Genomic DNA, 22,017 nt, shown 5'->3' with positions numbered 1-22,017 from the left:
TTTAGTTGATAACCGGAGAGGAAAAAGAGGAATTTATAGCGTGCATTACATAGCGAGTGGTCTGTTGCTAGCGGCGTGTTTTCTGAGAGCAAGACAAATGCCATTACCTGACAACATTGTTATCAGGTAATGGCGGGTAGATCAGTTGTTAGGGTTGGGCATCCATCGAACCAAAACGACCACTGTTAAAATCAGCAATAGCTTCAGCAATTTGCTCCTGCGTGTTCATCACAAATGGCCCATAACCAATAATAGGCTCATCAATAGGTTCGCCGCTAAGTAATAACAGCACGGCGTCATTATTGGCCTCGATAGTCACATGGCTGCCTGCAGAATCCAGCAAGACCATTTCTGCATCGCGGGCAATGGCATCGCCATTAACCTGCACCGTGCCCCGCAATACAATCAGTGCGGTGTTCCAACCGTCCGGCAGTAAGAACTCGGTGCTTTTACCCTGATTCAGCCGGATATCCCAGACATTCAGTGGTGAGAATGTATGGGCTGGGCCATTTTCCCCCGCATAGTCACCGGCGATCACCCGCAGGCTGCCGGCGTCTTCTGGCAATGCAACCTGAGGGATCATTTCACTGCGAATCGCTTGATAACCGGGCGCTGCCATTTTGTCTTTTGCGGGCAGATTGACCCACAATTGCACCATTTCAAAGGCCCCACCACGCTGTGCGAACGCATCTGAATGAAACTCTTCATGCAGTATACCGCCGCCTGCCGTCATCCATTGCACATCACCGGGGCCAATAACGCCACCTTTGCCGGTAGAGTCACGATGTTCAACTTCACCGTGGTAAACAATCGTGACGGTTTCAAAGCCACGATGTGGATGCTGCCCGACGCCACGGCGATGCTGGGTTGCGGTAAAATCCATCGGCCCGGCATAGTCCAGCAGCAAGAAAGGACTCAGTTGCTTGCCATGGCTCTGATATGAAAACAGTGAACGCACCGGGAAGCCATCACCCACCCAATGTTGGCGTGGGGCGCGATAAATACCCTGAACTTTTTTCATCACTTTCTCCTTACAACATCATTAATAAGGTATAGCAGCCCTGTTGCTTTATGCCTCTGGCCACACGTTGGAGAAAGTATATATTCGGGATAATCTAAGCAGTAGATAGCAAAACTGAGTATCAGTGTTCTATTATTAGAACAATAATCAGATTAGCGGCCAATAGTCGAGAGGCGGTTTATGCAGGATCTTAATGATCTCTATTATTATGCAGAGGTGGTGGAGCATGGCGGATTTAGTGCAGCAGCCAGAGTATTGGGCCTGCCAAAATCAAAGCTGAGCCGGCGGTTGGCCTTGCTAGAGGAGCGGTTGGGTGTCCGGTTAATTCAGCGTTCAACTCGACGCTTCGCCGTGACCGATGTTGGCCGCACCTATTACGAACACTGCAAAGCGATGTTGGAAGAGGCCAGAGCTGCGCAAGAATCCATTGATTTAACCCGGGCAGAACCCCGTGGTGTGGTGCGCATGACTTGCCCGGTGGCATTGCTACAGGCGACGGTGAGTACCATGCTGGCAGATTTTATGGCCACTTGCCCTTTGGTGACCCTTCATCTCGAATCAACTAACCGACAAGTGGACCCGGTAGCTGAAGCGATTGATATTGCTATTCGTGTTCGGCCACCACCATTGCAAGACAGTGATTTGGTCTTGAAGGTGTTGGGTAATCGCTGTCAGTGTCTGGTTGCCAGCCCTGAATTACTCGCGCGTCAAGGGGAGATCAAGGTACCGGCTGACTTGACGGGGTGGCCAAGCCTTGGGCTAGGGCAGCCGCAGCAAGATTTTATCTGGCACTTAGATGGGCCGCAGGGGGCACATGCTGCAATTTATCATCAGCCGCGATTGGTGACGGCAGACATGACGACATTGCGAAGTGCGGCACTCAGTGGTGTCGGAGCGGTACAACTCCCGGTGATGATGGTGACCGAACAATTGACGACAGGAGCACTTATACGCTTGCTACCTGATTGGTCCCTGCGCCATGAAATCATCCATGCGGTGTTCCCATCACGGCGAGGATTACTCCCCTCAGTGCGCAGTGTGCTTGATTATCTGGAATTGCGTTTTAGCCAACTGGATGATCGATAAGACGGTATCAGCAGGTGCCCACTATTGTTGAGATGGCGAAGTTGTTGGGCGAACTAAGGTTGGATGCTCAAATGTTAGAATGTGTTCATCCAGCGTGACAGTAAAACCTGATTTTAGTTGGTCGTAGAGTAAATTGACCTTAGCGGCGTCACGCAGAGTGTAGCTAATCACCGTATGCTCGGTCATTTTTAGGCAGTCGTATTCTACCGTATAGATATCGCTATTGAAGGAAAACTCTGTGGTGGTTTTTTGCAGATTACAGGATTCATGACCTAATAATGAAATTACCATATTTGCCCAATTTGTCGTGGGGCCAGCAATGCTGATATGTACCGGTTCTTTATCCGCTGTTTGGGTCGTTCCATATAAAATTCCCCCCTGAGTATGCCAAACATTATATTCATAGGGGCTATACGCCGCCGGAGAGACAGGAATGAATGACAGAAATAGCGTCAGTAAAAGTAAGAGGCGCACAGTTTTCTCGGCAATTCATAAGAAATAAGAATGTTCTTATACTAGATGATTTACTGACTGGGATAAACCAATGATTTTAGGCGATCTTTTTAAATTGTTAAGTTGATGTGAACGTCACAAAGTATAAAAATAATTATATATATTAATAGTTTCCCTTCAGATAATTATTGATTTTTGCATTTATTCCGATACAGATGATATGTATTCTGATTTTAATTGGTTAATTATGCTGGCGGCAGTATACAAACTGATATTTACGCTATTAAATACCCAGCAACGTGGTGATTTATAAATACTGCTTATCATTTATGTTAATACTCATTCTCATTAATGCTGACTTTCATTAATGCTTGTGGCGATGGTGTGAATCCGGAAAATGCGGATGAGAGTGCTCTAGCGGCTGGTGTTGATGGCGGTGTTTGTGTGGCACACCCGCACTAATAGGGAAGTCATGTGAATGCTGGTGATGTTCATCATGCAGATGTTCGTGCTCATGTACCACATCATCATGGTGATGTGGGTGCTCATGTTGCTCAGTCAGATGCAACCAAATCCCTATTGCCATCAGCAGGCCAGCGACGATTAATGGCATTGTGACCGCATCACCCATTGCTACCGCCAATATCGCCCCTAAAAATGGCGCAATAGAGAAATAAGCGCCGGTACGCGCGGTGCCAAGATGACGTAAACCAATGACAAACAGCGCCAGACTGACGCCATAAGCAAAAAATCCGACCAGTAAAGCGCCGGCCAAATTTGTGAGTGGCGGTAAGGTGGCACCGAGAGCAAAAGCCAGACTGAGGTTGACGATACCGGCCACCAGGCCTTTAACTGATGCAATCCAGGTAGCGTCAGTCAGAGAGACTTTGCGGGTCAGATTGTTATCAATCCCCCAGGCGAAGCAGGCCCCGAGAATGGCCAACGTTGGCCATAAACCGGCAAAGCGTGTTTCTCCCGGCCAACTTAAAATCGCGGCACCGGCAACAATAACTATCATGCCCAAGGCAATGCGGCGGTCAAAGTTCTCTTTGAAAGCAAACCAGGCGAGCAGGGCAGTAAATATCCCTTCAGCATTGAGTAGCAGTGAAGCCCCTGAGGCGGGCATTCCGGTCAGACCGACCATTAATAATACCGGGGCAATAATTCCACCCGAGGTAATCGCGCCAATAAACCACAGGAGTTCATTGCGGGGCAGGCGCACAGCCGCTGGGCGAGTGATTAACCGATAGAGCGCCAGACCTGCGCCAGAACCTAAATAAAGCAAGCCCGCCAGTAGCCACGGGCTGACAGTATTGAGCAATTGTTTCGCCAACGGAGTACCGGCGCCAAACAGTATTGCGGCAGCTAATGCAGCTAACACGCCGGGTTGGCGTAATCCATCATGCCATTTCATTGCGTCACTCTGAGAATAACCAGGGAGTGGTCATTCTAACCCATGAACATGAAAAAGCCGGAAAGCTATTTCTGTAACAGAAAGAGTTAACCGGCTGGGTGTTTATCGCCGAATTTAATTATCCACGGTTTGCCGATGGAACAGCTCACGGAATACCGGGTAAATATCTTCGGGTTCACGAATATGCTGCATGGCAAAGTTTTCATATTTTGCCTGCAAGTCTTCATATTCCCGCCATAACGTTTGATGAGCACGGCGCGTTATTTCGATATAGCTGTAGTAGCGCACTACGGGCAGAATCTTTTTCGCCAGTAATTCATGACACAGTGGCGAGTCGTCGGCCCAGTTATCACCATCAGAGGCTTGGGCAGCGTAGATATTCCACTGTGCCGGGTCATAGCGCTCCTGTACTACTTCATCCATCAATTTTAGGGCGCTTGAGACAATGGTACCGCCGGTTTCTTGCGAATAGAAAAACTCCTGTTCATCCACTTCTTTCGCTTGGGTATGGTGGCGGATATACACCACATCGACGTTTTTATAAGTGCGACTCAGGAAGAGATACAGCAGGATATAAAACCGTTTCGCCATATCTTTGGTCGCCTGATCCATTGAGCCGGACACATCCATCAGGCAGAACATTACCGCCTGACTGGAAGGCTCAGGACGACGCTCATAATTTTTATAACGTAAATCGAAGGTATCAATAAAAGGTACCCGGGCGATTTTCTGTTTTAACTCGGCAATCGCTTTGCGGACACGCTCTTCTTCCAGCAATTGTGCGGGCTCCGAGTTTTCCAATACAGTGAGAGTCTCTTCCAACTCACGCAATTCGCGACGTTTACTGGCCGTCATCGCGGTGCGACGCGCCAGTGAATTTTGCAGTGAACGCACCACGCTGATATTGGCTGGCACGCCATTGGAGGTATAACCCGCGCGATGAGTTTTAAACTCAGTCAGTTGTTTATACTGATTTTTTTTCAGATTCGGCAGCGCAAGATCTTCAAATAGCAAATCGAGATATTCGTCTTTGGAAATCTGAAAGACAAATTCATCCTCGCCTTCACCATCCTGACCGGCATTACCCTGACCACTACCGCTTCCGCCGCCGCCCCCTTGAGGGCGCTCCACCCGGTCGTTGGTCACAAAGTGATCATTGCCGGGGTGCACACGATGACGTAATCCACCGCGCCCCTGATGGAACATCGGCTCATTTATATCGTCAATAGGTATAGAGACTGATTCGCCACTTTCAATATCAGTTACCGACCGTTTATTGATGGCATCGGAAATAGATTGTTTAATTTGCGACTTATAGCGGCGCAAAAAGCGCTGGCGATTGACCATGCTTTTATTTTTGCCGTTGAGTCGTCGGTCAATAAAGTAGCCCATAGCTCCCCCAGCCCCTGCATCTTTCACGTCGTTGCTGTGTTGGCCGCCTTCACTTACCCTAGTCACTTAGCGGACTAAGCTCCCAGGGCTTCGCTCAGTTGCCGCCTTGCTACAACGCGAAAGTTATTGGGGCGAGCCCCTGCATCTCTCACGTTGTTGCTGTGTTGGCCGCCTTTACTCACCCTCGTTACTTAGCGGACTACGCTCCCAGGGCTTCGCTCAGTTGTTGCCTTGCTACAACGCGAAAGTTATTGAGGTGAACCCCTGCATCTCTCGCGTTGTTGCTGTGTTGGCTGCCTTATTCGCCCCGGGAACCTAGCGGACTACGCTCCCGGGGCTCATCAGGTTATGATGATTTTCTTACCCGCAGATACCATTCACACAGCAAACGAACTTGCTTGCGGGTATAACCTTTCTCCATCATTCGGTCGACAAAGTCATCATGTTTTTTCTGCTCATCCGTTGAGGTCTTGGCATTAAAGGAGATTACTGGCAATAACTCTTCAGTGTTGGAGAACATTTTCTTCTCGATAACCGTGCGCAGCTTCTCATAACTGGTCCAGTTTGGATTACGGCCACTGTTATTCGCTCTGGCGCGCAACACAAAATTGACGATTTCATTACGGAAGTCTTTCGGGTTGCTGATACCCGCTGGTTTTTCAATTTTCTCCAGTTCAGCATTCAGTGATTCGCGGTCAAACAGTTGCCCGGTATCTGGGTCACGGTACTCTTGATCCTGAATCCAGAAATCGGCGTAGATAACATAGCGGTCGAAAATATTCTGACCATACTCAGAGTAAGATTCCAGATAAGCCGTCTGGATCTCTTTGCCGATAAACTCAGCATATTTCGGGATCAGATAGCCTTTAAGATGTTCGAGGTATTTTTCCGCAACATCTTGCTGGAATTGCTCACGTTCAATCTGCTGCTCCAATACATAGAACAGATGCACTGGGTTAGCGGCGACCTCAGCGTGGTCAAAGTTAAACACCCGCGACAGGATTTTAAAGGCAAAACGGGTAGAAAGGCCGTTCATACCTTCATCAACCCCAGCATAGTCCCGATATTCCTGATAAGACTTGGCTTTCGGGTCAGTATCTTTCAGGCTTTCACCGTCATATACCCGCATTTTGGAGTAAATACTGGAGTTTTCCGGTTCTTTCATGCGCGAAAGAATCGAGAAGCGAGCCAGTGTTTCCAAGGTGCCCGGGGCGCAAGGTGCATGAGTCAACTCACTGTGATTCAACAACTTGTCGTAGATTTTTATCTCTTCCGATACCCGCAGGCAATAAGGCACTTTGACGATATACACACGGTCAAGGAATGCCTCATTATTCTTGTTATTGCGGAATGTGACCCATTCAGATTCGTTAGAGTGCGCGAGGATAATGCCGCTAAATGGCAGGGCAGATATCCCCTCAGTACCGTTATAGTTCCCTTCCTGTGTTGCCGTCAGCAGAGGGTGCAGCACCTTAATTGGCGCTTTGAACATCTCGACGAATTCCATTATCCCTTGGTTTGCCCGGCACAAAGCCCCGGAATAACCATAGGCATCGGGATCGTTCTGGGCGTGATTCTCCAGTTTACGAATATCAACTTTACCGACCAGTGCTGAGATATCCTGGTTGTTTTCATCACCTGGCTCAGTCTTCGCTATCGCTACTTGCTCAAGGATAGAAGGCCAGACTTTAATGACCTTGAATTTGGTAATATCACCGCCAAATTCATGCAGGCGTTTAGCCGCCCACGGCGACATGATAGTGCCAAGATAACGGCTAGGAATATTGTATTCTTTGGCCAAAATCGCCGCATCTTCCTGCGGGTTGAATAAGCACAAAGGATGGTCATTGACTGGACTGCGCTCGCCATTGGCACTGAGAATATAGATTGGCACGCGCTGCATCAGGGCTTTCAAACGTTCGGCCAGAGATGATTTACCCCCACCGACTGGACCCAATAAATACAGAATCTGTTTCTTCTCTTCCAGTCCTTGTGCCGCATGTTTGAGATAGGAAACGATCTGCTCTATGGCTTCTTCCATGCCATAGAATTCTTCAAACGCAGGGTAACGGGCGATAACTCGGTTCGAGAACAGCCGAGACATGCGGGACTCAAGCGCGGTATCGACCATGACTGGTTCACCAATAGCCATCAGCAGACGCTCAGCCGCATTGGCATACGCACTGCGATCTTGCTGGCAGATAGTGAGGAACTCCTGCAGTGTGAACTCTTCGTCCTTGGCAGCTTCGTAGCGCTGGCGATAGTGATCAAATATGTTCATAGCGATGCCCGTCCTGTTTGAATGGTTGGGAACATAAAATAATAGTAGCGCTTTATTGGGTTAAAATTTTGAAACTACTACCTTATTGTTATGGTCGCGTCTCCTCTAAAGGTCAAGTTCACCTTAATCACAGACTTGCCACTGCTAGTACAATAAATAACCACCATTTGGTAATTAAATCTATTTTTTATTTCATTCTCAGTGTTTTATATATGATCAATCAGGATTATCCATTTGAATATATTGTTATTTTATTGTAATCAAATCTACGTAAATTTTTAGGTTGTCAGTTTGTGGTTTATCGGCGATAAGTTGTACAGAAACTATTGATATCAGACTGGCATGTGTAAAGATTTCGCCACGGACAAGCAATTGATTTACACTACGTTAACTCATGATTTTGTTACCAATGGGATTTAATCCGTGAAAAAACATTACATAAAAACGAAGCAAGTAAAAACGCTGGCAGCATTGGCTGTTGCTACCGCTGTTTGTATGCCAACAGCGATGGCAGGAACTTGGTCTCTGGGGGCATCCGCTTTAGTCAGTCCAGACCCTTACCGCGGTAAGAATGACCGTGTCTATCCTGTGCCTATCGTTTCTTATGAAAGTGATAATTTCTACTTCCGAACTTTGGCGGCCGGTTATTACCTGTGGAAAGATGATACTAATCGCTTGTCTATTGATGCTTACTATTTGCCGCTGCACTTTACGCCGGGCGACAGTGATGACCAGCAGATGAAGCAGTTGGATAAACGCCGCAGTACCATGATGGCAGGAATGTCATATTCTCATATTGAGGATTGGGGGACGTTGCGTGCCATGTTCTCTGGCGATGTGCTGGATAACAGCGGCGGCTTTATCGGCGATCTGGCCTATCTCTATCGCTTTAGTGTAGATAGCTGGACACTGACGCCGGGTGTGGGTGTGAGCTGGAATAGTGATGATCAGAATGATTACTACTATGGTGTCAGCCGCAGTGAATCGGCGCGTAGTGGTTTAGCAGAATACAGCCCAAATGACAGTTGGGCACCGTATCTGGAGTTGTCGGTTAACTACAACATTAATCCAAACTGGAATGCTTTCTTTACCGGCCGTTATATTCGTTTGGCGAATGATGTAAAAAACAGCCCAATGGTAGATGCATCTTACAGCGGCTTATTGTGGACCGGTGTGACTTATACTTTCCGCTAATTTAGCGCAGAGAAAATCGATACCATAAAAAATGGGGCATAAAGCCCCATTGTTGTATCTGACGCTTTATATCCCTATCAGGAATTTTTACGGCTACGGATGGTCATGGCCAGACGCGCAGGGGAGTCTGGTGTTGCGACCAACGGCTTATTCACGCGAGCAGTTTCCACGCAAACCATGGTTTTGTAGCCATCATTTGGCATATCAACCATGCTGCTTGATAGCTCAGCCCCTGGGTTCCAGGCAACAACATCACTTTGATGATGATGATGCACTTCAATGGTGCGCTTCAGCGCGGCATCTTTGATCAGGCTATAAGCTTCTGGCTGCGTATAGATTCGGTCAGTTTGACCATTAAACACTAAGTCACCTTGTTGGGTGGCATCAGTAATTTTCAGCACTTTATCCAGGTATTTTTCACCCAGACCACTGATTTTAATTTGGTTTATATCGCCAATCTGGAAGTAGGTATGTAAAGCTGCAACCGCTTCGTAATCACCGTGTGATTCTAATTCCATTTCACATTCATCACCCAGCTTGAAGCGGGCAATCAAAGTGAAGGCATGTGGCCAGAATTTACGTGATGCATCGCTGTCTTCAAGAGTGAAGGTCAGGATAACCCCATTCTCATTCTCATCGTGTGCGCTGAGAGTCCATGGCAGCAAACGAGCAAAGCCATGGGAAGGTTGTGCGGATGGACCAAACCAAGGCCAGCAGATAGGCACACCACCACGAATAGCGACGCCATCTTTAAAGGGAGTGTTATTGCTCAACCAGATGATCGGTTGCTCACCACTTGGCTGGAATGCCAGTAAATGGGCACCTTGCAGGCTCACTGCGGCGCGAACTTTCGGATGGGAAACAACCACGACTGGCAGTTCATCTAACTGGCGTTGGCTGATGTAAGGCGAAATTTGTTCAACAACAGGTAGGGTGAATACTTTCTCGTTCATTCGTTTGGCCTTATGAGAATAGGAGCTTGAGATCCATTGAACTTCAGATTTTCGATAATATCACAGCCGTCAGATCTTGCAGCAAACCTAGGGTAGAGTAGTAGTGAATCATTGATATTGCGCAACTTATTGTCGAAGCTTAATAAGCTGATGCACTCATACCGCTGTTTTTAGACAATAAAAAAGCCACCCGAGGGTGGCTTTTGGCAGAAATCTACATCAATCCATTATTTGGAGATGTGAGAGATCAGATCCAGAACTTTGTTTGAGTAGCCAGTTTCGTTATCGTACCAAGAAACCAGTTTCACAAAGTTGTCATTCAGCGCGATACCTGCTTTAGCATCGAATACTGAAGTCAGTTTTTCGCCGTTGAAGTCGGTAGAAACAACGTCGTCTTCGGTGTAGCCCAGAACGCCTTTCAGCTCGCCTTCTGAAGCTGCTTTGATGGCAGCACAGATTTCTTTGTAAGAAGCTGGTTTTTCCAGACGTGCAGTCAGGTCAACAACAGAAACGTTAGGGGTAGGAACGCGGAACGCCATACCAGTCAGTTTGCCGTTCAGTTCTGGGATAACTTTACCAACTGCTTTAGCAGCACCGGTAGAAGAAGGGATGATGTTCTGGGATGCGCCGCGGCCGCCGCGCCAGTCTTTGTGAGACGGGCCATCAACAGTTTTCTGAGTTGCGGTAGTTGCATGCACAGTGGTCATCAGCGCTTCAACGATACCGAACTTGTCGTTGATAACTTTAGCCAGTGGAGCCAAGCAGTTAGTGGTGCAAGAAGCGTTAGAAACGATTTCTTGGCCAGCATAAGACTTGTGGTTAACGCCCATAACGAACATAGGGGTGTCGTCTTTAGAAGGACCAGTCAGAACCACTTTCTTCGCGCCAGCAGCGATGTGCTTACGTGCAGTTTCGTCGGTCAGGAACAGGCCAGTTGCTTCAGCAACAACGTCAACGTTAACTTCGTTCCACTTCAGGTTAGCCGGATCTCTCTCTGCGGTAACACGGATGGTTTTACCGTTAACAACCAGATGGCCGTCTTTTACTTCTACTGTACCGTCGAAACGACCATGGGTAGAGTCGTATTTCAGCATGTACGCCATGTAGTCAGCGTCCAACAGGTCGTTGATTGCAACGATTTCGATGTCAGAACGTTCCTGAGCAGCACGGAAAACAATGCGACCGATACGGCCAAAACCGTTGATACCTACTTTGATAGTCATATATTCCACCAGCTATTTGTTAGTGAATAAAAGGTTGGTTGTAAAATTACAAAAACCTTACCGAGCGTCAAGCGGAATCGTGTCAATTATTGCTACAAATCAAACCAGGGGAGGTAGATCGAACATTAATCGCGCGTTTCCTGATACGATTAGCCTCATTTTTATATTGGGGCGAATTATTCAGTTTAAAGTGAGAATCAGTAATATTTGCGATTTTTATCACATTTATACTGTTGCCGCTTCGATGGCATACAGTTTAGGACAATTTTAACTGCTTTGTTGTTAATTTTTTGTTATTATTAGACGTTGTTTTCGTTGACTTTATTCCCTGCCAGAGAACCGCACAAATGGCTAAAGAACTGAACCCTACAGAAAATATTGAGAAACTGTCCGATATTCAGCGTCATGTCACCCAACAGCGGGGGACGGAAGCGCCGTTTAGCGGCAAATTACTGCATAACAAACGCGACGGTGTGTACCAATGCTTGTGCTGCCATCAGCCGCTTTTCGTCTCAGAATCCAAGTTTGATTCGGGCTGTGGTTGGCCGAGTTTCTATCAACCTCTTGATGCTAACTCAATTCGCTATATTGATGATTATTCTCATAATATGCATCGTGTCGAGATTCGCTGTGGCAATTGTGATGCCCATTTGGGACATGTATTTCCTGATGGCCCACAGCCAACCGGAGAGCGCTACTGCGTGAATTCTGCATCACTGAATTTTGTTGATGACCAAAATGGCGAACAGACCGCCGGGTAGTGCGGTCTGAGATCATTAGTTGACACAAGAAAAATCGATTCAGCTTGTTATTCATTTACCTGAGGATGCTCTGATGGAGCTTGAAGACCTGATTTCAGTGATGACGCCGGAAATCTATCAACGTTTGGTTCAAGCCGTTGAGTTAGGCAAATGGCCAGACGGCGTGGCACTCACGCCAGAGCAGAAAGAAAATAGCCTGCAAATGGTTATGCTATGGCAAGCACGCCATAACACTGATGCCCAACATATGAGCATTGGTACTGATGGCCAGATAGTGATGAAATCCAAGCAAGAGCTGAAGCAGCAATTCAGCCAACCGACCTTGGTGAAGCTGAAGCCGGAGTGAAAGACTCAACGGTGCTAATAATGGCTCCGTTGAGTATTAATCTTAATGAGCTGTTGTTCGCTTCAGTCAGCAAGAAAGTGCGCCAAGGTCTGTATGCTGGCCCCCGCATCGCGCATAGCATCAAAAGCCTGTTGGCTATCTTGTGGTTGCAGGTTTACCCCACGACAACCGTCACTGATGACGGTGGTTTGATAGCCCAGGGCTAATGCATCCAAAACGGTGTATTTCACGCAGTAATCAGTTGCCAGCCCCATAATAAACAAACTTTTGATTCCGTGCTGCTGCAACCAATCATCCAGTGGCGTTTTTGCCCGCCGGCCATTGTCGAAGAATGCACTGTAACTGTCGATATCCGGATCTTGGCCTTTACGGAAAATCGCGGTAATAGCCGTTTGGTTCAACAGGGGATGCAGCGCCGCGCCGGGTTTATCTTGCACACAATGTACTGGCCACCAGACTTGTGTTAATCCCTCTAACTCACCGACCGTCCCTGGCTCCGCATTGGAGTTAATAGCAAAACTCCGATGTTCGGCAGGGTGCCAATCCTGGCTAGCAATGACCGGTATCTTTTGTGCCAAACAGGCATTAATAGCCTCATTCGCCACCGCAATCACCCGGTCACCTTCACCAACCGCCAAAGCACCACCCGGACAAAAGTCATTTTGCAAATCAATTAAAAGCAGTGCCGCGTTCATGAAAACTCCGCCAGATCAGTTAGTGTCAGTTAATTCACCGCGCAGGTTCTGTTGCATTAACCGGCGGATATCTTCAGGGGATAGAGATTGACTCAACAGATAATGCAGTTTTGTCAGGGCGGCTTCAACGGTCATATCAAAACCACTGATAACTCCTGCATGCGCCAGTGCATTACCGGTTGCATATCCTTCCATGTTCACTCTGCCAGAAATACATTGCGTCAGATTCACCACCACAATACCGCGCTCGCTGGCATTTTTTAACTCGTCTAATAACTCAGCTTTCTGTGGTGCATTCCCCACGCCATAAGATCGCAGAATAAGAGCTTTTACCGGCTGTAGGAGGAAATTACGCACTACCGCACCGGATATGCCAGGATAAATAGTCACCACGCCAATGGGCTGCGGTGTGATGCTATGCACAATCAATGGGCCATTATTGATAGGTGACTCCACTGAGGCCATACGACGAATATGGATACCCGCTTCAAGCAATACCGAGAGATTGGGCGAAGCAAAAGCATCAAAACCATCGGCATGAGCTTTGGTGGTGCGATTGCCGCGGAACAGTTTGTTGTTAAAGAACAAACTGACTTCATTGACGGGATGATTAGCTGCCAGATACAGGGCATTCAGCAAGTTGGTTTGCCCGTCAGATCGCAGCTCGGCCAGAGGGATTTGGGAGCCCGTGACAATCACCGGCTTAGCTAAGTTTTCCAGCATGAAGGAGAGGGCCGACGCGGTAAATGCCATGGTGTCGGTGCCGTGCAGAATAACAAAACCGTCGTATAAATCGTAATTCTGCTGAATATCATTGGCGATATGCTGCCAATCCTCAGGTGTCATATCTGAGGAGTCAATTAATGGAGCATATTCATGGATAGTAAAATCAGGCATTTCGGGGCGATGAAACTCAGGCATCAGCGCCAGTTGGCGTTGCAGGTGGCCTGAAACCGGGATGTATCCGTGATCCGAGCGCTGCATACCAATAGTCCCGCCAGTATAGGCGACATAAATAGATTTCTTCTGCATGAGCAATATGCCTGAAAAGTCGAACTGAATAAGATGGGTGAATTATAGGGTGACTGGCGAGGAAAAAAAGCCCAGCAGGTGCCGGGCGGAGTATTTATCTACAATTTAATGCATTAACTAGCGCACATCACCACAAGTAAGACATAACGCATAGCGATTCTGCGGGTCATTGAGGGTGTTGAGCAAACTAGGTTGATCTTTGACGGCCTGTGCCATGGCAGAGATTGGCGCAGGTAACCATGCCTGAATTGCGGCAGGCAAAATCGCCTGTACTGACGCGCTCATTTGGCCAAAAATCAAATCGCTGAGGCTTGGTTCATCAACAAACCAATTCAGCTGCCAGGTTTTCAGTTTTGCCAGTTCAGCTACTTTCTTAACGGCATCATCGAAGTCACCGAGCTGGTCTACCAAACCATTATTTTTGGCATCCATACCAATCCACACGTGGCCTTGCGCAATTTGATCGACTTGCTCCGGTGTTTTGTGCCGTGAGGTGGCCACCAGATCGATAAAGGTCTTATAGCCGTTTTCGATATTGATTTGCATCATCTGGGAGAATTCAGGCGGCAAATCTTTGGTCATCGACACATTCGCCAGTGGCGAGGTGGCAACACCATCGGTATGAACCCCAATACTCTCCAGCGAGTTTTGGAATGTATTAATCACACCGAAGATACCAATTGAGCCGGTCAATGTACTTGGGTTGGCGATAATATAGTTGGCTGGAGTCGAGATCCAGTAGCCACCCGAGGCCGCCATGCCACCCATTGACACTACCAATGGCTTATTGGCTGCGCGCAATGCCGCTAACTCAGAACGAATTAACTCAGAGGCACTGACACTGCCCCCTGGGCTGTTTACCCGCAGGATAACCGCTTTAATTTTCGGGTCCAACCGCGCTTGGCGAATTTGCGCCGCCAGTGCATCACCGCCGACATTTCCAGGCGTTTGTGGGCCATCCATAATCGCGCCGTTAGCAAAGAGCACCGCTATTTGCTCTCCCTGCTGTGGGGCTGGCGTTGGCTGGTAGTCATAAATACTGACGTAATTGAAATCATTATTCTTTTTGTCCCAGCCAAAGGTTTTAACCAGCTCGGTTTCTACCTCTGGACGAGAAGCCAATTGATCGACCAGTTTGCTATTAAGAGCATATTGCGCAGGGGAGCCGTCAGCCGCTTGTAATCCACTGATAACCCCTGCCGCACCTGGGAACAATTGCTCTGGCGTTAACTGCCGATTAGCGGAAACCGCAGTCAAATAGTTTTGCCACAGTCCACCAATCCAACGGCTGTCAGCCTCACGCGCTGCGGGGGACATATCATCACGAATCATCGGCTCAACCGCAGACTTATAGGTGCCCACGCGGAAGATATTGGTGGTAACTTTGAGTTTTTCCAACAACGATTTGTAATACAGATTATTGCTGGCAAAACCATGCAGATCGACTGCACCCTGCGGTGACAGATAGATTTTGTTGGCAAAACTGGCTAGATAATATTGCGTCTGGTTATAACTGTCGCCAATAGCATAAATCGGCTTGCCGGTATCACGGAATTCCCGCAGGGCTTTACCGATATATTGTAGCGACGGCTGGTCAGTACCGGTAAAATCACTCAGTGATAATACCAAGCCGGTAATATTGTTATCGGTTTTCGCCAAACGAATAGTTTCTACAATATCAAACAGGGAGTTTTCCTGTAGGCGATTGCTGGATGCCCCTAATAACTCGCGGCCCAATTGGCGCAGCTTATTATTGACTGCGGGCTGGTCAACCACCACGCCGCTTAAATTAACTAACAGTGCGCCCTTAACCGGTTCTGCCGGTTTACTTTGGAACTGAAGGTAAATACCAACGCCGACTAAAATCAGCAATATTAGAAAAAGATTAAGAATAAACTCTCTGGCAAAATTCAGCAGACGCCAGGTCCACTTGAAAAAGCCAGCAATAATTCGCCACAAAGTGCGCATGTTATCTCCAACAAAACCGGGCAAGTATCGTTATCCTAATGACCTGACGAACAAAAGTCAGCTTTAAATCACCGAAAAACCTAGCTAATAGGTCAACACTGGTAACAAAACGACAACTTATGCTACCGTGCTGAAAATGAAAATCGTTATCAGGAGAAAATGATGGATGCATTGGAATTATTACTCAATCGTCGTTCGGCGTCTCGCTTAACCACACCAGCCCCTGCGGGCGAGGCGTTGGACAATATTATCCATGCGGGTATGCGTGCACCTGATCATGGCACATTACAGCCGTGGCGCTTTGTTTTAATTCAAAATGAGGGTCTGGAGCGCTTTAGCCAATTGTTACAAGATGCCGTTAAACACGATGGTTCGGATGCGGTAGTGTTGGAGAAAGCGACCAAAGCACCGTTCCGCGCACCTCTGATTATTACCGTGATTGCTCATGTGACAGAAAATCCTAAAGTGCCGAATTGGGAACAGCTTGTCTCTGCCGGTTGTGCAGTACAAGCCATGCAAATGGCGGCCTTGGCACAAGGTTTTAATGGCATCTGGCGCACCGGTTCTTGGACTCAGCACCCGGTTGTTCGCAAGGGCTTTGCCTGCCGCGAGCAAGATGAAATTGTCGGTTTCCTTTATCTTGGAACACCACAACTGAAATCAGCGACCAAAGTGACACCACCGGATTACTCGACTTTTGTGCGTCATTTCTAAGGTTTATAAATTATTCTAGTACGCTATATCCCATAGATTTCAAGTTGCAGGACGATGGCAAGTTATTCGAGTGATTGAGTGCAGCCAACAAACCTGCAACTTGAAACCGGGTGGATATCAGCAATACGCTGCGTTTTAGCCCGCTTTGTGACCAACCTATCTGCCTGATAACTGCTATCTACTTACCAAGCCAAGCTATAGGCGCTACCATAGGCAACCTTGGATTCTTGCCTTATATGCATCATTCCTGACTAAATAGCTTACGTATTGATTGAATTGCTTATTATTGAACCTTCAGACGGGAGAGTGTTATGACATCGCCAGCGATACGTCTTACTCAATACAGCCACGGAGCGGGCTGCGGTTGCAAAATTTCGCCCAAAGTGTTGGATAAAATTTTGCATTCTGAGCAACAAAAATTCTTAGATCCCCGTCTGCTGGTGGGTAACGAAACCCGTGATGACGCCGCTGTTTATGATATTGGCAGCGGTGTCGGCATTATCAGTACTACCGACTTCTTCATGCCCATTGTTGATGATCCCTTTGATTTTGGCCGCATTGCTGCCACAAATGCGATTAGTGATATTTATGCCATGGGCGGTAAACCTATTATGGCGATTGCCATTCTGGGGTGGCCAATTGATAAGTTGGCGCCAGAAGTCGCTCAGCAAGTTATTGAAGGCGGGCGCTATGTGTGTCAGCAAGCCGGTATTTCGCTGGCCGGCGGGCACTCTATCGATGCGCCGGAACCGATTTTTGGTTTGGCGGTTACCGGCATTGTCAGCACTGAACAGGTGAAAAAGAACAGCGCGGCACAAGCCGGTTGCAAGTTGTTCCTGACCAAACCGCTGGGGATTGGTATTCTGACCACGGCAGAGAAGAAAAGTAAATTACGCCCGGAACATCAGGGTGTTGCTACCGAAACCATGTGCCAGTTGAATAAATCAGGGGCTGATTTTGCACATATTCCGGGTGTTACCGCCATGACAGATGTGACCGGGTTCGGCCTGTTGGGGCATTTAAGTGAAATTTGTCAGGGTTCAGGGGTGCAGGCGACACTGCATTTTTCGGCTATTCCACGTTTACCGGCTGTTGAAGAGTATATTGCAGCTGGCTGTGTACCGGGCGGCACCGGACGAAACTTTGATAGCTATGGTCATCTGATTGGCAAGATGTCTGAGCTACAGAAAAACCTACTCTGTGATCCGCAGACCTCTGGCGGTTTGCTGCTGGCGGTACTGCCAGAGGCTGAAGCGCAAGTCCAAGAAGTTGCTGCTCAACATGGGATGACGCTCAGTGCCATTGGCGAGCTAACTGCGCTAGATAATCGCCGGGCATTGATTGAGATAACCGAATGACCTTTCCTTTGATGCATTTATGCGGTGAATGATGCGACTTTTTATTGCCGAAAAACCCAGTTTGGCGCGGGCTATTGCCGATATTTTGCCGAAGCCGCATCGTCGGGGTGATGGATTCATTGCCTGTGGTAGTGATCAAATGGTGACCTGGTGTGTGGGCCACTTGCTGGAACAAGCTCAGCCCGATGCTTACGATAGCCGTTATGCGCGCTGGTCATTAGCGGATTTGCCGATTATTCCTGAAAAGTGGCGATTGCAGCCTCGGCCTTCTGTTAGTAAACAACTGAATGTTATCAAACAGTTGTTACAGCAAGCTGATGAAGTGGTGCATGCGGGTGACCCTGACCGTGAAGGACAACTTCTGGTTGACGAGGTGCTGGACTACCTCGATTTAGCCGCAGAGAAACGGCAGAATGTACGTCGTTGTTTGATTAATGACTTAAACCCACAGGCGGTAGAGCGCGCAGTCGAGCGTTTGCGCTATAACCGTGAGTTTATCCCGCTTTGTGTTTCCGCCTTGGCAAGGGCCAGAGCGGATTGGCTCTATGGCATCAATATGACTCGGGCTTATACCATTCTTGGCCGCAATGCGGGCTATGACGGTGTTTTGTCTGTTGGGCGAGTGCAGACACCCGTTTTGGGGCTGGTGGTTCGTCGCGATGAAGAGATTGAAGATTTCGTCTCCAAAGATTTTTTTGAAGTTAAAGCCCATATTGTCACTCCGGCGGAAGAGCGTTTTATAGCACTCTGGCAGCCCAGTGATTCATGTGAATCTTATCAGGATGAAGAAGGGCGCTTGTTGCATCGCCCGCTGGCCGAGCATGTGGTTAACCGTATCACCGGTCAGCCCGCCATTGTCACGTCCTATAATGATAAACGGGAATCAGAAATCGCCCCCTTGCCATTTTCTCTGTCAACATTGCAGATTGAAGCGGCAAAGCGATTTGGCTTAAGTGCCCAGCAAGTATTGGATATTTGCCAGCGTTTATATGAAACGCACAAATTGATTACGTATCCGCGTTCAGATTGCCGATATCTACCAGAAGAGCATTTTGCCGGGCGTCATTCCGTGCTCAATGCTATTAGTATCCACCAAGCCGACCTGTTGCCGCTTGAGGTGATGGACAGCGACCGGCGTAACCGTTGTTGGGATGACAAAAAAGTGGATGCGCACCATGCCATCATCCCTACCGCACGAGCCAGTAAGGTGAATCTAACCACGGATGAGGGCAAGGTTTATCGATTAGTGGCGCAACAATATCTGATGCAGTTCTGCCCTGATGCCCAGTTTCGTAAATGTGTCATTGAATTGGATATCGCCGGCGGAAAGTTTATTGCTAAAGCCCGTTTTCTGGCCGAAGCCGGTTGGCGGACTTTGCTGGGCAGTAAAGAGCGTGATGAAGAAAACGAAGGCGCGCCATTGCCGGTGGTGGAGAAAGGGGCCGAATTATTGTGTGAACGGGGTGAAGTCGTTGAGCGCCAAACTCAACCACCACGGCCATTCACGGATGCCAGTTTATTATCTGCCATGACGGGGATCGCGCGCTTTGTGCAAGATAAAGAGCTGAAGAAAGTTTTACGCGCCACTGATGGGCTGGGTACCGAGGCGACGCGCGCAGGTATTATTGAGTTGCTGTTTAAACGGACTTTTTTGTTTAAAAAAGGTCGTTATATTCATGCCAGCCCAGCAGGAAGAGCACTGATTCATGCATTACCTGATATCGCGGCGCGACCCGATATGACGGCGCACTGGGAATCGACACTGACCCAAATTAGCGAAAAAAATTGTCGCTATCAGGATTTTATGCAGCCGCTGGTGGCAACTTTGCAGGATCTTATTAGTCAGGCAAAACAGAATCGTTCACCTCAGGTTTTCCGTGGGTTGCCAGCAGCCCCCTCTGGTGCGACAAAGAAGCGCAAGAAAACACCGTCTAAAGCCAAGGAGAATAAGTCATGAGAACACGGGTACTGTTGGGCGTGATTGGTTTTGCCACGCTAATTTCCGGTGCGGCTATGGCGAACCGAAATAATGTCGATGTGGTCGTCCCTTTGCCACCAGAGGTATGGAATAATGCGGCAAACCGCAATTCTAACAATAATCCGTGCACACGTTGTTGTGTTTATCAAAATCAGAACTACTCGGAAGGGGCTGTACTGCGGGTCGAGGGGGAAGTTCTGCAATGTGTGCGTGATTCCAGTGTCATAGGGACTAATCCACTGATCTGGAAAAGATTAACCAAATAGTGATTTAGCGCTTTTGGGCAATAAAAGCATCGAGCAGTGGAATATCGGCGGGCGCCAGAGGGTAGTTGTAAGCATCCTCTGGTGCTAACCAAATCAGTGCTGAGTGGCAATGCAGAACAAACTCACCACTAAAACTTTCTATATGCCAGGCATGTAGCCGGATAGTATGTTTTGGCGAATCCCATTGATTGGTCGCAATATATTCTGCAATTGTTGCCTTAATATTCAACTCTTCGGCTAGTTCACGTATCAAAGCCTGTGGTTGAGTTTCACCGGTTTCAATTTTCCCGCCCGGGAACTCCCATAATCCAGCCTGATCGCGGTGTGAGTCTCGCTGCGCCAATAAAATTTTGCCATTTTGTTCAATAATTGCCGCGACGACATCAATCATTTCTATTTACCCAATAACAGTGGTTACTATATTCCATTGAAAAATCGCCCTATATTTAAATAGAGCCGATATATCCAGAATTATGGGAACTACGCCGCTCAAAATAAGTGGTTTGGCTGTTCCCATAATGATTAGAGTGAGAGCATAAAAATCAGAGCGCGAACTCAGACCATACCGGCGCGTGATCTGACGGTTTTTCCATCCCACGGATTTCATAGTCGATGCCAGTGGCAATACAACGCGCAGCCAATGGCTGACTTGCCAGCAATAAATCTATGCGCAGGCCTCTATTTTCATCAAAACCGCGTGAGCGGTAATCAAACCACGAAAACTGATCGTTACAATCAGGATTGGCTGCACGGAAAGTGTCAACCAGACCCCAACTTTGCAAACGATCCAGCCACGCACGTTCTTCCGGCAGGAATGAACACTTGCCAGTACGCAACCAACGCTTGCGGCTATCTTCACCTATCCCAATATCCAGATCCGTTGGGCTGATATTTAAATCCCCTATAATCAGAACCTGAGAATCAGCAGAAAGTTGTTGTTCCAGATACTGCTGTAAGTCAGCATAAAAACGCTCTTTAGCCGGGAATTTTGTTGGGTGGTCGCGACTCTCTCCTTGTGGGAAATAGCCATTAATAACAGTTAAAGTCCCTTGTGGCGTTGCGATATCAGCCATGATAATACGGCGCTGGGCATCTTCTTCATCAGTTGGAAAACCGCGACGAACAGCTAAAGGTTCTTGCTTGGTTAGCAGTGCTACACCGTAATGACCTTTTTGCCCATGATAAAAGACGTGATAACCATGCTGACTGACCTCCTCAAGCGGGAACATATCATCATGCACTTTCGTTTCCTGAAGTCCGATAACATCAGGCTGATGTTGTTCAATGATGGCCGCCAGTTGATGAGGTCGAGCACGTAGGCCATTGATATTAAAAGAGACAAACTTCATGGTCAGCACCGTTTTATTCGCTAGAAATGAATTGGAATATTAGCAGATGCACAATAAAAATGTAATGCACCAGAAGAGAATAAATAATAAGAAATTATAAAAAATAGACAACAAAAAATAATTTACGAGCAAGATGGGAAAGTTATTCAAAATAACCATATTAATACTCTTGTGGAAAATATGAAATTTAATTCATATCATTCATGATTAATTAAATCAATGTTATATATTCCTTTGTTATTATGACGAGGGTTTGGTTGTCTATTTTTGCACCTGTAATTTTCATGATTTCCACAGTCATAATTAAGTTGTTTTTTATCGTAAGTCAGAGTGCCATAACAAATATCTATTAATCTATTTTTATTCTCTTGCCACAAGTTGCCTCAGTCGATGTTTTATATGTTGAAGTGGGGTATTTATTTCCCCTCATAAATACAAGTTATATTTTCTGACTTAATTCTTGATTGAGTTAATTGATTTTGTAACAGGGTAAATAAAAAATAGTCATTTAAAATCATGGATCTACATAGTAA

20 protein-coding genes are annotated in these 22,017 nt (G+C 47.4%); 8 read left to right on the top strand and 12 right to left on the bottom strand.

All coding sequences use genetic code 11. The annotated features are described in order from the left end of the window. Positions 1 to 148: 148 nt before the first annotated feature. Positions 149 to 1,021 (bottom strand): pirin family protein, encoded by an 873-nt coding sequence (locus FTA96_RS03785; protein ID WP_050122163.1) that lies wholly within the window; start codon positions 1,019 to 1,021, stop codon positions 149 to 151. 180 nt (positions 1,022 to 1,201) lie between these two features. Here FTA96_RS03785 and FTA96_RS03780 point away from each other — a divergent pair, with 180 nt between their 5' ends. Further along, complete coding sequence (locus FTA96_RS03780) at positions 1,202 to 2,107, top strand: LysR family transcriptional regulator (protein WP_145573206.1); 906 nt, start codon at positions 1,202 to 1,204, stop codon at positions 2,105 to 2,107. Between the two features lie 21 nt (positions 2,108 to 2,128). On the opposite strand, the gene FTA96_RS03775 is transcribed toward FTA96_RS03780, so the two are convergent. The 4 genes from FTA96_RS03775 to yeaG form a co-directional block, all read right to left on the bottom strand. Further along, positions 2,129 to 2,581 (bottom strand): hypothetical protein, encoded by a 453-nt coding sequence (locus FTA96_RS03775; protein WP_235895196.1) that lies wholly within the window; start codon positions 2,579 to 2,581, stop codon positions 2,129 to 2,131. Between the two features lie 343 nt (positions 2,582 to 2,924). After that, positions 2,925 to 3,974 carry a DMT family transporter gene (locus FTA96_RS03770; RefSeq protein ID WP_145573204.1) on the bottom strand — a complete coding sequence of 350 codons (1,050 nt, stop codon included), beginning with the start codon at positions 3,972 to 3,974 and terminating at the stop codon, positions 2,925 to 2,927. 114 nt (positions 3,975 to 4,088) lie between these two features. Beyond that, positions 4,089 to 5,366 carry a YeaH/YhbH family protein gene (locus FTA96_RS03765; RefSeq protein ID WP_050107220.1) on the bottom strand — a complete coding sequence of 426 codons (1,278 nt, stop codon included), beginning with the start codon at positions 5,364 to 5,366 and terminating at the stop codon, positions 4,089 to 4,091. 346 nt (positions 5,367 to 5,712) lie between these two features. Further along, positions 5,713 to 7,647 (bottom strand): protein kinase YeaG, encoded by a 1,935-nt coding sequence (yeaG, locus tag FTA96_RS03760; protein ID WP_050107219.1) that lies wholly within the window; start codon positions 7,645 to 7,647, stop codon positions 5,713 to 5,715. Between the two features lie 423 nt (positions 7,648 to 8,070). On the opposite strand from yeaG, the gene FTA96_RS03750 reads away from it, so the two are divergent. Next, complete coding sequence (locus tag FTA96_RS03750; RefSeq protein WP_145573202.1) at positions 8,071 to 8,841, top strand: MipA/OmpV family protein; 771 nt, start codon at positions 8,071 to 8,073, stop codon at positions 8,839 to 8,841. 77 nt (positions 8,842 to 8,918) lie between these two features. Here the strand turns inward: FTA96_RS03750 and FTA96_RS03745 are convergent, their stop codons facing one another. Together FTA96_RS03745 and gapA are read right to left on the bottom strand one after the other, a co-directional pair. Beyond that, complete coding sequence (locus FTA96_RS03745; protein WP_050107217.1) at positions 8,919 to 9,794, bottom strand: D-hexose-6-phosphate mutarotase; 876 nt, start codon at positions 9,792 to 9,794, stop codon at positions 8,919 to 8,921. A gap of 227 nt (positions 9,795 to 10,021) precedes the next feature. Then, positions 10,022 to 11,017 carry a glyceraldehyde-3-phosphate dehydrogenase gene (gene gapA / locus FTA96_RS03740; protein ID WP_004875218.1) on the bottom strand — a complete coding sequence of 332 codons (996 nt, stop codon included), beginning with the start codon at positions 11,015 to 11,017 and terminating at the stop codon, positions 10,022 to 10,024. 347 nt (positions 11,018 to 11,364) lie between these two features. Between gapA and msrB the strand changes: the two genes are divergently transcribed. Together msrB and FTA96_RS03730 are read left to right on the top strand one after the other, a co-directional pair. Continuing rightward, the gene (gene msrB / locus FTA96_RS03735) at positions 11,365 to 11,778 is read left to right on the top strand and encodes a peptide-methionine (R)-S-oxide reductase MsrB (RefSeq protein WP_050107216.1); all 414 of its coding nucleotides are present in this window, start codon (positions 11,365 to 11,367) and stop codon (positions 11,776 to 11,778) included. A gap of 73 nt (positions 11,779 to 11,851) precedes the next feature. After that, positions 11,852 to 12,124, top strand: a complete 273-nt coding sequence (locus tag FTA96_RS03730) for a YeaC family protein (protein WP_050107215.1) — start codon at positions 11,852 to 11,854, stop codon at positions 12,122 to 12,124. 62 nt (positions 12,125 to 12,186) lie between these two features. On the opposite strand, the gene pncA is transcribed toward FTA96_RS03730, so the two are convergent. From pncA to sppA, 3 genes are all read right to left on the bottom strand, one after another. Further along, positions 12,187 to 12,819 (bottom strand): bifunctional nicotinamidase/pyrazinamidase, encoded by a 633-nt coding sequence (gene pncA / locus FTA96_RS03725; protein ID WP_145573200.1) that lies wholly within the window; start codon positions 12,817 to 12,819, stop codon positions 12,187 to 12,189. 15 nt (positions 12,820 to 12,834) lie between these two features. Continuing rightward, positions 12,835 to 13,851: an asparaginase gene (gene ansA / locus FTA96_RS03720; protein WP_050122171.1), complete on the bottom strand. Its 1,017-nt coding sequence runs from the start codon at positions 13,849 to 13,851 to the stop codon at positions 12,835 to 12,837. 117 nt (positions 13,852 to 13,968) lie between these two features. Continuing rightward, positions 13,969 to 15,819: a signal peptide peptidase SppA gene (gene sppA, locus FTA96_RS03715; RefSeq protein WP_050107212.1), complete on the bottom strand. Its 1,851-nt coding sequence runs from the start codon at positions 15,817 to 15,819 to the stop codon at positions 13,969 to 13,971. A 162-nt stretch (positions 15,820 to 15,981) separates the two neighbouring features. On the opposite strand from sppA, the gene FTA96_RS03710 reads away from it, so the two are divergent. The 4 genes from FTA96_RS03710 to FTA96_RS03695 all read left to right on the top strand — a co-directional run bounded on the left by FTA96_RS03710 (position 15,982) and on the right by FTA96_RS03695 (position 20,135). After that, positions 15,982 to 16,533, top strand: a complete 552-nt coding sequence (locus tag FTA96_RS03710; RefSeq protein WP_050107211.1) for an NAD(P)H nitroreductase — start codon at positions 15,982 to 15,984, stop codon at positions 16,531 to 16,533. Positions 16,534 to 16,844: 311 nt separating this feature from the next. Further along, positions 16,845 to 17,891 (top strand): selenide, water dikinase SelD, encoded by a 1,047-nt coding sequence (gene selD, locus FTA96_RS03705; protein WP_050146477.1) that lies wholly within the window; start codon positions 16,845 to 16,847, stop codon positions 17,889 to 17,891. Positions 17,892 to 17,922: 31 nt separating this feature from the next. Then, positions 17,923 to 19,848 (top strand): DNA topoisomerase III, encoded by a 1,926-nt coding sequence (locus FTA96_RS03700; RefSeq protein WP_050107209.1) that lies wholly within the window; start codon positions 17,923 to 17,925, stop codon positions 19,846 to 19,848. After that, complete coding sequence (locus FTA96_RS03695) at positions 19,845 to 20,135, top strand: DUF1496 domain-containing protein (RefSeq protein WP_050122177.1); 291 nt, start codon at positions 19,845 to 19,847, stop codon at positions 20,133 to 20,135. The genes FTA96_RS03700 and FTA96_RS03695 overlap by 4 nt, the downstream gene beginning before the upstream one ends. A 4-nt stretch (positions 20,136 to 20,139) precedes the next feature. On the opposite strand, the gene FTA96_RS03690 is transcribed toward FTA96_RS03695, so the two are convergent. Next, entirely contained in the window at positions 20,140 to 20,526 is a 387-nt protein-coding gene (locus tag FTA96_RS03690; RefSeq protein ID WP_050318225.1) for a pyrimidine (deoxy)nucleoside triphosphate diphosphatase, read from the bottom strand. Positions 20,527 to 20,677: 151 nt separating this feature from the next. After that, positions 20,678 to 21,484 carry an exodeoxyribonuclease III gene (xthA, locus tag FTA96_RS03685; RefSeq protein ID WP_145573198.1) on the bottom strand — a complete coding sequence of 269 codons (807 nt, stop codon included), beginning with the start codon at positions 21,482 to 21,484 and terminating at the stop codon, positions 20,678 to 20,680. Between the last annotated feature and the right edge of the window lie 533 nt (positions 21,485 to 22,017).

Origin of the sequence: Yersinia alsatica (assembly GCF_902170305.1) — a bacterium.
Taxonomy (GTDB): domain Bacteria; phylum Pseudomonadota; class Gammaproteobacteria; order Enterobacterales; family Enterobacteriaceae; genus Yersinia; species Yersinia alsatica.
Note: the sequence above shows the minus strand (reverse complement) of the source record. Positions and strands in the feature narration are given on the sequence as shown.

What these genes read in the sequence shown, in the direction of transcription:
- yeaG (WP_050107219.1), bottom strand. Translation starts at nt 7,647, where the DNA reads ATGAACATATTTGATCACTATCGCCAGCGCTACGAAGCTGCCAAGGAC.
- msrB (WP_050107216.1), top strand. Translation starts at nt 11,365, where the DNA reads ATGGCTAAAGAACTGAACCCTACAGAAAATATTGAGAAACTGTCCGAT.
- FTA96_RS03745 (WP_050107217.1), bottom strand. Translation starts at nt 9,794, where the DNA reads ATGAACGAGAAAGTATTCACCCTACCTGTTGTTGAACAAATTTCGCCT.
- pncA (WP_145573200.1), bottom strand. Translation starts at nt 12,819, where the DNA reads ATGAACGCGGCACTGCTTTTAATTGATTTGCAAAATGACTTTTGTCCG.
- FTA96_RS03700 (WP_050107209.1), top strand. Translation starts at nt 17,923, where the DNA reads ATGCGACTTTTTATTGCCGAAAAACCCAGTTTGGCGCGGGCTATTGCC.
- selD (WP_050146477.1), top strand. Translation starts at nt 16,845, where the DNA reads ATGACATCGCCAGCGATACGTCTTACTCAATACAGCCACGGAGCGGGC.
- xthA (WP_145573198.1), bottom strand. Translation starts at nt 21,484, where the DNA reads ATGAAGTTTGTCTCTTTTAATATCAATGGCCTACGTGCTCGACCTCAT.
- FTA96_RS03710 (WP_050107211.1), top strand. Translation starts at nt 15,982, where the DNA reads ATGGATGCATTGGAATTATTACTCAATCGTCGTTCGGCGTCTCGCTTA.
- FTA96_RS03780 (WP_145573206.1), top strand. Translation starts at nt 1,202, where the DNA reads ATGCAGGATCTTAATGATCTCTATTATTATGCAGAGGTGGTGGAGCAT.
- FTA96_RS03770 (WP_145573204.1), bottom strand. Translation starts at nt 3,974, where the DNA reads ATGAAATGGCATGATGGATTACGCCAACCCGGCGTGTTAGCTGCATTA.
- FTA96_RS03695 (WP_050122177.1), top strand. Translation starts at nt 19,845, where the DNA reads ATGAGAACACGGGTACTGTTGGGCGTGATTGGTTTTGCCACGCTAATT.
- FTA96_RS03765 (WP_050107220.1), bottom strand. Translation starts at nt 5,366, where the DNA reads ATGGGCTACTTTATTGACCGACGACTCAACGGCAAAAATAAAAGCATG.
- FTA96_RS03730 (WP_050107215.1), top strand. Translation starts at nt 11,852, where the DNA reads ATGGAGCTTGAAGACCTGATTTCAGTGATGACGCCGGAAATCTATCAA.
- sppA (WP_050107212.1), bottom strand. Translation starts at nt 15,819, where the DNA reads ATGCGCACTTTGTGGCGAATTATTGCTGGCTTTTTCAAGTGGACCTGG.
- gapA (WP_004875218.1), bottom strand. Translation starts at nt 11,017, where the DNA reads ATGACTATCAAAGTAGGTATCAACGGTTTTGGCCGTATCGGTCGCATT.
- FTA96_RS03785 (WP_050122163.1), bottom strand. Translation starts at nt 1,021, where the DNA reads ATGAAAAAAGTTCAGGGTATTTATCGCGCCCCACGCCAACATTGGGTG.
- ansA (WP_050122171.1), bottom strand. Translation starts at nt 13,851, where the DNA reads ATGCAGAAGAAATCTATTTATGTCGCCTATACTGGCGGGACTATTGGT.
- FTA96_RS03690 (WP_050318225.1), bottom strand. Translation starts at nt 20,526, where the DNA reads ATGATTGATGTCGTCGCGGCAATTATTGAACAAAATGGCAAAATTTTA.